At 37.4% G+C, this 12,684-nt stretch carries 9 protein-coding genes and 1 other annotated feature; of the genes, 4 read left to right on the top strand and 5 right to left on the bottom strand.

Translation table 11 applies throughout. The features are described 5' to 3' along the window. Positions 1-39 precede the first annotated feature (39 nt). The 4 genes from C8C76_RS01535 to ilvB form a co-directional block, all read right to left on the bottom strand. Complete coding sequence (locus C8C76_RS01535; protein ID WP_108137993.1) at positions 40-1,425, bottom strand: hypothetical protein; 1,386 nt, start codon at positions 1,423-1,425, stop codon at positions 40-42. Between the two features lie 109 nt (positions 1,426-1,534). Further along, entirely contained in the window at positions 1,535-3,430 is a 1,896-nt protein-coding gene (locus C8C76_RS01530) for an LTA synthase family protein (RefSeq protein WP_108137991.1), read from the bottom strand. A 154-nt stretch (positions 3,431-3,584) separates the two neighbouring features. Next, the gene (locus C8C76_RS01525; protein ID WP_108137989.1) at positions 3,585-4,055 is read right to left on the bottom strand and encodes a GNAT family N-acetyltransferase; all 471 of its coding nucleotides are present in this window, start codon (positions 4,053-4,055) and stop codon (positions 3,585-3,587) included. A 17-nt stretch (positions 4,056-4,072) separates the two neighbouring features. Beyond that, positions 4,073-5,827 (bottom strand): biosynthetic-type acetolactate synthase large subunit, encoded by a 1,755-nt coding sequence (ilvB, locus tag C8C76_RS01520; protein ID WP_108137987.1) that lies wholly within the window; start codon positions 5,825-5,827, stop codon positions 4,073-4,075. A 107-nt stretch (positions 5,828-5,934) separates the two neighbouring features. Then, positions 5,935-6,189, bottom strand: a binding site (T-box leader). Between the two features lie 243 nt (positions 6,190-6,432). Between ilvB and glnA the strand changes: the two genes are divergently transcribed. The 4 genes from glnA (at position 6,433) to C8C76_RS01500 (ending at position 10,611) form a co-directional block, all read left to right on the top strand. After that, positions 6,433-7,767 carry a type I glutamate--ammonia ligase gene (glnA, locus tag C8C76_RS01515; protein ID WP_108137985.1) on the top strand — a complete coding sequence of 445 codons (1,335 nt, stop codon included), beginning with the start codon at positions 6,433-6,435 and terminating at the stop codon, positions 7,765-7,767. A gap of 224 nt (positions 7,768-7,991) precedes the next feature. Continuing rightward, positions 7,992-8,774, top strand: a complete 783-nt coding sequence (nadE, locus tag C8C76_RS01510) for an NAD(+) synthase (protein ID WP_108137983.1) — start codon at positions 7,992-7,994, stop codon at positions 8,772-8,774. A gap of 144 nt (positions 8,775-8,918) precedes the next feature. Continuing rightward, entirely contained in the window at positions 8,919-10,259 is a 1,341-nt protein-coding gene (locus tag C8C76_RS01505; RefSeq protein WP_108137981.1) for an ammonium transporter, read from the top strand. Positions 10,260-10,272: 13 nt separating this feature from the next. Further along, positions 10,273-10,611, top strand: a complete 339-nt coding sequence (locus C8C76_RS01500) for a P-II family nitrogen regulator (RefSeq protein ID WP_108137979.1) — start codon at positions 10,273-10,275, stop codon at positions 10,609-10,611. 119 nt (positions 10,612-10,730) lie between these two features. Here the strand turns inward: C8C76_RS01500 and C8C76_RS01495 are convergent, their stop codons facing one another. Then, positions 10,731-12,629, bottom strand: a complete 1,899-nt coding sequence (locus C8C76_RS01495) for an HD domain-containing phosphohydrolase (RefSeq protein ID WP_108137977.1) — start codon at positions 12,627-12,629, stop codon at positions 10,731-10,733. Between the last annotated feature and the right edge of the window lie 55 nt (positions 12,630-12,684).

The following is a 12,684-nucleotide window of genomic DNA, read 5'->3' as shown; positions in this document are numbered from 1 at the left end:
ATATTTTAGCATTTTAAGCTTGAATTGTAAAGTTAAATTTTACTCAAAGTTTAAATTATCCAGTCTTCCCCAGATCTCCAGCTGATAATATCCCTCTTCATCCTGCTCAAAATTATCACCATTTAGAAGTTGAGCAAATAAAAGGAGCTGTTCTACAGACTGATTTTTAGCTTTAAATTTAAGCAGTGAGCTGCTGATATAAGGTACCTCTTCACTATAATTGAATTCTGCATTCAGCCGGGCATCAATTAAGTTTGAAATTAAATCTAATTCGCTTTTGCCCTTCGGATGGTTAAACTGCTGCAGATAATTTAAAGAATTTATATTGAGTTCAAATTCACCATTTTGAGCTAAAATACCGAAACTGCTCTGATTTACTTCCTGACTTAAATTTTCTTTCAGGACAAGCTGAAAGTCACTTAGATTGAAATTAAGATCAAATTTCTGAATTTGATAATTCTTTTTTTCGGAATCTAAATACATTGCAAAATCAGAATCGAGATTTAATTCGGCAAAGGAAAATTGATTAAACAGCTCATTTTCAGAGAGATTTATTAACTCACCATTTAGAGCAAGTTGATAATTACTCTGCAGCTCTTTTAAAAGCAGTTTTTGATTTTGGCGGCTGTAAAGAACAATTTCTGCCAGTGCTGTTTCCATCTCTTCTACCATTTCTTCTGGCTCAGTGTCTGTTTTAGAAGTCTCTGCTGCTTCCACTTCTGCTTCTGCTTCTGAGCTCTCCTCCAGCACAGTCTCAAAATCAAGCTGATAATCGATAAATTCATTTTTTAAAGCAAAATCATTTACAGTTAATTTCTGATTCTGGCTCTGATAATCAGAGTTAAAAGCAAAGTCGCTAAAAGTAGAAATTCGCTCCCAGTTAGCTTTAGTAATTCCATAACTTCGATAAAAGGGATAATCATAAATTACTTCTTCACTTGCAATATTTAAGCGATGATTATTTTTAATTAGCTTTAGTGGTTCCTTAACAGACTGAGAATTGATCTCCCCCTGATAGCTGAGGCTGCTGTTATAAAAGTCAAAATGATTATTCTGCTGCAGATCATAAAAACTAAATTTGTCTACTTCTGCTGTAATGTCTTTTTTAGCTAAAAATTCTCCATCTTTAAGGTAATTGAAGATCTGCTGCCAGCTGAATTCTATTTCTGCCCCGTTGAGTTCAATACTCTGATCACTGTTATTTTGGAAACTCAGAGTATTAATCTCCACCCTTCTTAAAAGTGGGTTAGAATTAATATTTAAATAACGGAGCTGATAGTTATTTTCTGCTGCAATTTCTTTAAGATCATTTTCTAAATCTCCGGCCAGTTTGCGGCCCAAAAAATAATTCAGCGAAAATACTGCTGCCGCAATTAAGAGCATTAATAAGAGATAAATTGAGGCCTTTTTGAGAAATTTTTTCATAATTTGCCCCTTTCTTTTATTTTTATGAAAATTCTATTAATATTATAACATAAAGTCAAGTAAATAAAAATCTCCTCAGCCATAAACTTCAGGTTGAGGAGAATTAACTTTATTCACTTAAAAAGCTGTTCATTACTTCCTGCATATAATTAATTGTATTGTTTAAGCGTTCTTTTTCGTTTTCAGGAAGCTCAACATCTAAGTCGCCAGTACTCTTTTTATAGGAAATTTTTTCGAACTTACTTTCTTCTTCCGGGCCGGCAGGAACTCTAATGTAGAGCTGATCTTTATAAATTATCTGGGGTATCTCATGCAGAAAAAGCAGTGGATTTTCAAGATCTTTTAAAAGAGAAACTCCTAAAAATTCTTCCGGTTTTTCCGGATAACCCATTAGATCTAAAATTGTAGGAGCAATATCTGTATGACTGCCGCTTTTAGCAATAACTTCTGGCTCAATATCCTGATGATAAATAAAAAGTGGAATATGCTCAGGTTCTTTTATATTTCTGTGATTTGCAAAATTATCTCCTGACCTGTATTCTTCTTTATTTATATCAGCAACATGGTCAGAATAAATTACAAATAGTGTATCCTCCATAAGAGAACTTTCTTTAATTTTTTCGAAAAACATTTCCAGTGAATTGTCAACAAAATACATGGAATTAAAATAATCCCTGACGATTGGAGTTTCAATTTCTGCAAATTCCTCAACTTCATATTCTTCAGGGTAAAAATTAAAGGGAGTATGGCTGCTGACAGTAATAAAAATTGAGAAAAATGGTTCTTCTGCAGTTTTAAGATATTCAACTGACTGGTCAAAAAGGTCATAATCATTGATTCCCAGATAGGTATCCTCGCCGACTATTCCCTCTTCAACTGAAAAATCTTCCCGGCTGTAAAAACGGTCAAAGCCCATTTCTAAATAACCTTTGTCCCGATAGAAAAAGCCTTCTTTATTGCCGTGAAAAGCATAGGTATTATAATTATCCCGCCTTAAAACATTGACTATTGTATTAAATTCCCGCATATCATTACTTCTAAAAGCATAATTTCGGTTGATTGGATAAAGTGAAGTCAGAAAAGAAAATTCAGCATCAAAGCTGCCATTAATGTGGTGAGCGTAAATATCAGAAAAATATTTAGATTTATCTTTAAGCTGATTTAAAAAGGGTGTCACTTCTCTGCCATTATACTGATAATCTATTAATTTTGCATCCATTGATTCCAGCTGAATTACAATAACATTTTTAATGTTTTTAAGGTCTTCTTCAGCACTCAACTCTTTTTCTGTTTCCACCTTTTTTAAGTCAACCTCTAAATTCTCGGCGGTATTTTCCTTAGCCCGCTCTCTTTTATTTCTAAGCTGCTGATATTCTGCCAGATAAAGCGGTAAGATCCCGTAAACATTGACAAAAGCTGGAGTGCTGTGGTTAAAAAGTTCCATAAAATTATCAGCGGGAAATAGACTGTAGCTGTAGAGCAGCTGACTAAAAAATAAAATTATTATAATCAGCACTAAAATAAAATTGTTTTTAAGCAGACTTTTGCGGCTGAACTGGGAACTTTTTAATTGTGGTGTTTCTGGCTTAGCTTTATAGGTTAAATAGATTAAAATTGGGATATCAAAAACTAACAGGAGATCAAGATCCCAGTTAATAAGCTGTCTGGTCAGAACTCTAAAGGGGCGAATTCCCTGACCCATTATCATATCAGTCAGGCTGAGATAATTACCAAAATAGCGGTTATAATATAAATTGGCGATAAAAAATAAGAAAAAAAGCAGATAAATAACCAGGGTAACAATTTTTCTTTTTTTATTTCTCAAAATTATACCGTAAAGTAATGTAAAGGCCAGAACTACAATTACATTTTTTAAAAGCAGAATGCTTAAGGAAGGCACATTAAATATATACCAGTTAAAATAATTATATTTTATTAAAAATCCAATTAAAAGCAGAGCAAAAAAGAATTTATCCCGCTTTCTCAACTGCAGACTGCTGAACATTTTTAATCCCCCCTCAAGCAGAAAACTTTCCCTGATATTTAACTATTACAGAGAAAGTTTTGAGAATAATTATCATCTAATTATATCTTAAACCATTTAGGGATATTTATCAATAAATTATTTTTGAAATTTCTGTGAAGAATTAAAGGGAAGTTTATTTGAGCATCTTCTTATAAATGCTTTCCTCACTACCTTCAATTATCTGAGCAGAACAGGTCTTTTTATAATACTCTACAGGGCCAGCGCCTCCAATTACAGCATAGGGGTAGCCGTCCTCCCGCAGCGCTTTTAGAGACTTTAGTAAAAGTGAAGTTCCAATCCCCTTTTTACGGGCCTTTTCTCCCACCCCGGTCGGTCCAAAAAAACCTTTAGCAGTCGTATCATAACAGGCAAAACCTAAGAGTTCTCCCTCTTTAACTGCGATAAATATTTTAGCGGGGCTGGCAGCCACTGCCACATCCGCCTCAGAAACCCAAACTTCGGAAAAATTATCACGGATCCAGTTTAAAATATAATTTTTTTCTGGTGGAATGGCTCTTCTAATTTGAACATCCTCATCTTTTAAAGAATGAAGTGGCTTTTCTAAAACCTCTAAATCATATAATTTAACTAGCATATCTGGCATTTAAATTGTCCTCCTAATTATTTTTTATTATCTTTTCTTAAGATCATTTCCTTCAGGCTGCCTCCTGCCGAAACCATCGGGAATACATTTTCCTCTTCTTCAATCATAAAGTTAAGAATATAAGCTGAATCTGATTTAATAGCGTTTTCTAAAGCTGATTTGATATCTTTACGCTCGGTAATTGTCTCACCCTTAATTCCATAGCCCTTTGCTACCTGAATAAAATCGGGTATAATTTCAGGACAATTTTCATTTGGTTCGGAACATTTAGGGGGACAGTCTGCCTGACGGCGGAGACAGGTTGCAGAATACCTCTTATCATAAAATAATTCCTGCCACTGACGCACCATTCCCAGGTACTGATTGTTAAAGAGAATAATCTTAACTGCTACCCTGTTTTTGGCTGCAGTTGCCAGTTCCTGGATATTCATCTGGAAACTGCCGTCTCCAACCAGGGCAAAAACTTCCCGCTCAGGGTTGGCCAATTTAGCTCCAATTGCTGCCGGAAATCCATAACCCATGGTTCCCAGTCCACCAGAACTGATAAAGGTTCTGGGTTTGGAATATTTGTAGTACTGAGCTGCCCACATCTGGTGCTGTCCTACTCCAGCTGTGATTACAGCATCTCCTTCAGTCAGCTGATATAAAGTTTCAATGATCTCTGAAGGTAGTAATTTATCAGCTTTTTCTGGATCAGCCTTTTGGTCAAGCTGCTTCCATTCTTCAACTTCCTTAAGCCAGGCAGGCCTTTTGACCTCTTTGATTCTCGGCAGCAGCTCCTCTAAAGCCAGCTTAACATCTGCCGTAATCGGCACCTTAGTTTTAACAATTTTAGCAATTTCCGCCGGATCAATATCAATATGGATAACATCTGCATTAACAGCAAAATCCTCTAATTTACCGGTTACCCGGTCATCAAAGCGGGCACCGAGGGCTATGATCAGGTCAGAATTTGAGATTGTCAGATTGGCCTCTGTTGTCCCGTGCATCCCGAGCATTCCCAGGGAAAGGTAAGAGTTTTCATCAAAAATACCGATCCCATTTAGAGTTGTAGTTACAGGGATTTCGGCTTTCTCAGCCAGCTCTTTTATCTCCTGATCGGCACCGGAAATTATTGTGCCACCTCCGGCATAAATTACCGGCTTTTTGGCCTGATTAATCAGTTCTGCTGCTCTTTTAAGCTGCAGTTTATTGGCCCTATAAGTCGGGCTGTAGCCGGGAAGATCAACCTGATCAGGATAATGAAATTCGGCCTCGGCCTTTAAAATATTTGAAGGTATATCGACTAAAACCGGGCCCGGACGGCCTGTCGAAGCTATATGAAAAGCCTCTTTAATTATTCGGGACAGATCTTCCACCTCATTGACAATATAGTTATTTTTAGTAATCGGCATTGTAATCCCTTTGATATCAGCTTCCTGAAAGCCATCAGTTCCAATCATTGTATTTGGAACCTGACCGGTAAAAGCTACCAGAGGGACTGAATCCATATTGGCAGTTGCCAGGGCAGTAACCATATTGGCAGCACCCGGACCGGAAGTTGCAATACAGACTCCAGTCTTCCCGCTGGAGCGGGCATAACCGTCTGCTGCATGGACTCCTCCCTGCTCATGGTGGGGCATAATATGTCTGATTTTAGAGTCATAAAGTTTATCATAAATATCAATTACCTTGGCACCAATATAACCAAATACAGTATCTACTCCTTCTGCTTCCAGTGACTTTACAAAAATTTCTGCTCCTGTTATCTTATTATTTTGCTTACTACTCATCCTACTCACTCCTCTTTAAAATAAAGATAATAAATTTAAGCAATAATCTCTAAAATTTAACTTTAAAAATTAAAAAAACCCTCATCTCAACTAATAGCTAAACTATTAATCGGGACGAGAGTTCTCTCACGCGGTACCACCCAACTTGCTGTTTCAACAGCCACTTAAAGCACTGAATTAATAAATCTCAATACCTCTGCACTAGATAACGGATGCATTTCCAATCAGGAATCCGGCAGCTCCTACTCTGTTCAAAGCTGCAGTTCAAGGGCTACAAAAATAATTCTTTAGATCTCGGTTCTCAGCTATCCCGATTCTCTGTAATCACTGGAAATTACTTTCCTCCCTCTCACAACTTTTATCTTATTTATTTTGTATATTATACATTAATGTTAGAAAATTGTCAAGAATCAGTCGCCGGAATATTATATCTGTATACAGGTATTTAAAAATTGCTTATTTGCTTAAATTTTAGTTAAGAATCCTGCTGCAGCAGCTCTGATGACTATTCTTTTGCTGTTTTTAACTCTATTGACGAAATTAGAAAAAGGAATTATACTGAAATCAACAAATGAAAAACGAAAATTATTAGGAGAGTGATTATGATGTCCAAGTACAGCAAAGAAGATATTTTGAAAATGGCAGAAGAAAAAAATGTTAAGTTTATCAGAATGCAGTTTACTGATATTCTGGGAATAGTAAAAAATGTTGCAATCACAGCCAAGCAGCTGGAGGATGCCCTGGATAATAAAATTATGTTTGATGGATCTTCCATTGATGGTTTTACCAGAATTCAGGAGTCAGATATGTATTTAAGACCTGACTATGATACCTTTACTATTTTTCCCTGGCGTCCGGAAGAAGGTGGAGCGGTTGCCCGTTTAATCTGTGATGTTTATACACCAGACGGCAAGCCTTTCTCAGGTGGACCCCGTAATGTTTTAAAAGAGGCTTTAAAAGAAGCTGAAGAAATGGGTTATGATATGAATGTTGGACCTGAGCCTGAATTTTTCTTATTTCAGTTAGATGAAAATGGCGATGCAACTACCAAGACACACGATGATGGTGGATATTTTGATTTAGGACCAATTGATAAGGGAATTAATGCCCGCCGCAGTATTGTTTTAGCTCTAGAAGAGATGGGTTTTGAAGTTGAAGCATCCCACCATGAAGTAGCTCCCGGTCAGCATGAAATTGATTTCAAATATGCTCCCGCTTTAAAAACAGCTGATAATATCGCTACCTTTAAATTTGTGACCAAGGCAATTGCTCACGAGCACGGCCTGCATGCTACCTTTATGCCCAAACCAATCTTTGGTGAAAATGGCTCCGGAATGCACGTCCACCAGTCATTATTTAAAGATGGAGAAAACGCATTTTATGATGAAGATGACCGACTCGGTCTAAGTAAAACTGCTTATCATTATATTGGCGGATTATTAAAACATGCCAGAGCGATGGCTGCAATTACCAACCCTTCTATCAACTCCTATAAGCGTCTGGTACCTGGTTATGAAGCTCCAGTTTATCTTTCCTGGTCAAGTGCTAATAGAAGTGCTTTAATTAGAATTCCTGCAGCTCGTGGTAATGGAACCAGAGTTGAATTGAGAAACCCTGATCCAACTGCTAACCCTTATTTAGCAATTGCTGTCATGTTAAAAGCAGGTCTTGATGGAATTAAAAATGAAATTGAGCCGCCAAAAGAAGTTTTAGAAAACATTTATGAAATGTCCTTAGAGCGCAAAAACGAACTCGGTATTGAAAGTCTGCCCGGCAATATTAATGACGCTGTAAATCTGCTGTTAGAAGATGAAGTTATTAAAAGTGCCTTAGGTGAACATGTAATGGAACATTTTGTGGCAGCTAAAAAAGTTGAGTGGGATGAATACAGAACTCAAGTTAGCCAGTGGGAACTGGATAATTATCTAACCAAATTTTAATTAAGCTTATTTCTGAATAAAGTTGTTTCTCTAAAAACAAAGTAAAATAAGATAATCTATTGGAGTAATAAAATTTCTACTTTTTGAGAAATGAGAAGCTAGAAGAACTGACTCCCCTATAATTAATGGCCTCCCAGTTGAATATTTTCTGGGAGGCTAATGCTTTTATAATCTTAAACTTATAAGCTATCAAGAAAAATAATATTAAAATTGAGGTGTTAAAATTGTTAGATAGAAATTATCAAGAAATTGAAAATAAACTGGTGGACTGGATCAGAAAAAAAGTTAAAGCAGCAGGTTTAAAAGGTGCCGTGGTCGGCCTCTCGGGTGGAATTGATTCTTCAGTTACCTCTCTGCTCTGCCAGAAGGCTTTTCCCGGTGATACTCTGGGCTTAATTATGCCCTGTCAGAGCAGTCCTGAGGACCGAGTTGATGCAATTAAACATGCTGAAAAATTTGGTATTGACTATCAGGAAATTGATCTCAGCCTGACCTATCAGCAGCTTTTAAAAACAGCTGCAGCCAGTGAGCCCAAACTTAACTTAGAAAAAGTAATTAATAGAAAAAATTTGTCTGCTGCTGATCGGAGCACCAGGCTTGCCCTGGCCAATATTAAGCCCAGATTAAGAATGACTCTGCTCTACTTTTATGCAAATCTAAATAATTATCTGGTTGTTGGTACAGATAATAGAAGTGAGCTCAAACTCGGTTATTTTACTAAATATGGTGATGGGGGAATCGATATTGCTCCCCTGGGAAATCTGGTTAAACTTGAAGTCAGAGGGCTAGCCAGAGAAATGGGAATTGACCAGAAGATAATTACCAAAGCACCTTCAGCAGGTCTCTGGGATGGTCAGAGCGATGAAGATGAACTTGGTTTAAGCTACAGAGAGCTTGATTATTACCTGGTAGATGGAGAAGCTGAGCCAGAAACTGCAGCCAGAATAGAAGAGATTGCTGCAGCCAACCAGCACAAGTTAGAGCTGCCGGCCATACCTGATTTTTAATAAAGTAGTCGTCAATTAGATTTTTAAATCCAGCATGAATCACTGTATACTGTTATATAAACTTCAGATTCCTTGCTTTTTATGTAAGCTATATATATAATCTACTCATAGTTAACATATACCTAACACGAGGAGGAAATTATTATGAGTAGTAGAGGAATGAGAAGTGAAATGAAAAAAATTATTTTGATGACATTGTTGATGGTGATTTTATTTAGCGGACTGGTTCTGGCCCAGGAAGATCAGGCAGCAGCCAACGCAGTTGCAATTGATACTATCTGGACTTTAATTGCAGCCTTTTTAGTTTTCTTTATGCAGGCCGGATTTGCCATGGTTGAGGCAGGATTTACCAGAGCTAAAAACGCGGGTAACATTATTATGAAAAATATGATGGACTTTGCTTCCGGTTCTTTAGTCTTCTGGGCAGTTGGTTTTGCCTTTATGTTCGGCTCAGGCAACAGTTTTATTGGAACAACCGGTTATTTTCTCCAGGATACATTTGCAAATTTAGGACTTGATATCCCAATAGCAGCTTTCTTTATTTTCCAGACTGTTTTTGCAGCAACTGCAGCAACAATTGTTTCTGGAGCAATGGCTGAAAGAACTAACTTTTCCGGTTACTTAGCTTACAGTGTTGTGATTACCGCATTTATCTATCCTGTTGTAGGACACTGGATCTGGGGCGGCGGCTGGTTAGCAGAAATGGGACTTGTTGATTTTGCCGGCTCAACTGTTGTTCACTCTGTTGGAGGCTGGGCTGCTTTAGCAGGAGCTATTGTTTTAGGACCGAGAATTGGTAAATATAATAAGGACGGCAGTGCCAATGCCTTACCCGGACACAACCTTTTGATGGCCGCACTCGGTGTCTTTATTCTCTGGTTTGGTTGGTTTGGATTTAACCCCGGTTCCACAGTAGCTGGAACAGATTTATCTATCGCATCTATTGCAGTAACAACCAACCTGGCAGCTGCAGCTGGTGCTGTAATGGCGATGATTGTCAGCTGGATTAAATATGGCAAGGCTGATGTAAGTATGACTTTAAACGGCGCTCTGGCTGGCCTGGTTGGAATCACAGCCGGTACAGCTGCTGTAGGAAATCTTTCGGCGGTAATTATCGGTGCAATTGCTGGTATGATAGTAATTTACTCGGTTGAATTCTTTGACAAATTACAGATTGATGATCCTGTAGGTGCTGTTTCTGTTCATGGTGTCTGTGGAGCCTTTGGTACAATAGCAGTTGGAATCTTTGCAACAGAGGGCGGCTTACTATTTGGTGGTGGATTTGAGCTGCTGGTAACTCAGATAATTGGTGTGACAGCTGTTTTCTTCTGGGCTTTTGGTCTTGGTTTTGTGCTCTTTAAAGTTATTGATGCCGTTATCGGCCTCAGGGTTTCCGAAGCAGATGAGATTGAGGGGCTTGATTACTCAGAACACGGAGCAGAATCTTATCCGGACTTTATGGTAAATGTCAAAGCTCAAAATTAAAGGAGGTACTAAAATGAAAAGAATTGAAGCGATTATCAGGCCTGATAAAACAGACCGCTTGATTGACAGGCTTGAAGAAATTGGAATTAGTGGTTTAAATATTACAGAAATTAAAGGTTATGGTGCCCAGAAAGGTCATTCAGAAACCTATAGAGGTGTAACTTATAGAATCAGGCTCCGTAAAAAAATAAAGGTAGAAATTATTGTCGAATATACTGATGTAGATCGGATTGTTGAAGCAATTAAAGAAGCTGTTCAGACCGGGGAAGTTGGAGACGGAAAGATCTTTGTCTCTGATATTGAAAATGTAATTAGAATTCGAACCGGTGAAGAAGGTGCAGTAGCTCTTTAATTAAATCTGATAATATTATTAAACTATCACATAATAATATTATATTATAAGAAAAGCCTGCCAGATATTTTCCTTCTCTCGGCAGGCCTTTTCTTTATTTTGATTAAATTTTTATCATTTTAGTCAGCCATTAGCTCAATAAATTCTGCTGCCAGTTCTGGATCAAACTGACTCCCGGACTGTGCTTTAATTTCTTTTAGAGCCTCTGCTTTGGAAATCGCTTCTTTGTAGACCTGTTCTTCTGTCATCACATCATAGGCGTCAACAATAGCAATAATTCTTGCCAGCAGGGGGATCTCGTCTTCCTTCAAACCGCGGGGATAACCACTCCCATCCCACCTTTCATGATGTGAGAGCACTTCTTCTGAAATATGCGAAAACTCTTCAGTTGCATTTAAAACCCGATGTCCAACTGCCGGATGAGTTCGAATTTCTTTCCACTCGGCTTCAGTCAGTCTATCTTTTTTATTTAATATTTTTTCGGGAATTACCGTTTTACCTATATCATGCAGTTTGGCAATTAAAGTTAACTTATTAATCTCTGTCTGACTTAAACTAATTTTTTCTGCCAGTTTAGTTGCCAGCTCCGCCATCCGTTCCGAATGACTGGAGGTCTCCTGACTTTTTTCACTTAAGGTTTTTAAAAGGGTATTTAAAATATTGCTTTTAATACTCCTACTTTCTGTCAGTTTGTTTTTATACATCTTTGATTCCGCTTCATCCAAAATCTCAAAAACATCTTCAAAATAATGTTTTTTTACACCAAAGCCAAGGGCAGCAGAAAGCGGCAGTTTGCTTCCATCTTCAAATTCTAAAAAGGTATCAGCAATTTTTTTATTGATCCGCTCAATAATCTTTTTAACTGCCTCACTATCAGTCTCCGGCAGCAGGATCACAAACTCATCTCCACCCCAGCGGGCAATTAGATCAGTATCCCGACAGCTGTCTTTTAAAATCGCAGCCATTTTTTTAAGCAGTTTATCTCCTTCATTATGTCCATATGTATCATTTACCAGCTTAAGACCGTTTAGATCTGCCATAATCAGTGAAACTGGAAAGCGATTTTCCTGATTTAAATTCTGAATTTTATTTTCCAAATAGGAGCGGTTATAGAGATCAGTCAGGCTGTCATGATAGCTGGCATATTTTATTTTCTCTTCACTTTTTATCTTATCAGTAATATCACTCTGAATTGAAATTATTCCCACTTCATTGTTGGGAAGAGTTATTTTTCTCTCCTGGAGCCTGATAAACCTCTCTTCCCCACTGCTGTTTGCTGAAGGCAGCTCATGGATCATTAATTCTCCCTTTAAAATTTTTTCTATATTTTCTCTGGCTATATCTTCCTGATTATCCGGAACTACAGTTTCAAAAACTGTCCTTTTTACAAGCTCCTCTCTGGAATAGCCGCAGATTTTTTCCATAGTTTTGTTGACCTTTAATATTCTGCCATTTTGATCCTCAATCATAACTCCAACCGGCAGGTTTTCAATCAATTCCGCATAATACTGGCGGAGATTATTATTTAAGTGGCTTTGATATATGATCTCCAGATCACTTTCGATCAAATTTTTTATAAACTTAATCTGTTTTTTTACTAAAGTATTAAAATTTCGCTCTCTTTTATCGTGGATACAGACTGTACCATAAATCTCTCCTGTAGGCCATAAAATTGGATAACCCAGGTAAGCGATCAGACCATTTTCCATATAAATTGAATTCTGCCATTTTTTTATTTCAGCTGCATTATTAATTTCCAGTGCTGATTTTTGCTTAATTACATCATTACAGTAAAGCCCCTGAACTTTAAACTTTTCTCCTTCAGAAAAAATATTCTCCCTGTTTGAACTCCCCTTTTCAATCCTTATATAGGGTGCCTGATAGTGATTAATCAGAGCATCCTGAGCCTCAGAAAAATCAAGCAGGAGATCCAGGAGCTGCTGCCACTGCTCCACAACTGTCTCAGAAATCTCAATATTTTCAAGCTTAATTTCTATTTGATCTAATATATCCTCCATTATCCCTACCTCACATTTTAAAGTCCGGTTCCCATTCCGACATAATGCTCAGTTT

Origin of the sequence: Halanaerobium saccharolyticum (assembly GCF_003053565.1) — a bacterium.
Lineage (GTDB): Bacteria > Bacillota > Halanaerobiia > Halanaerobiales > Halanaerobiaceae > Halanaerobium > Halanaerobium saccharolyticum_B.
The sequence above is the reverse complement of the archived record's forward strand: the minus strand, read 5'-3'. Positions and strand labels throughout refer to the sequence as shown.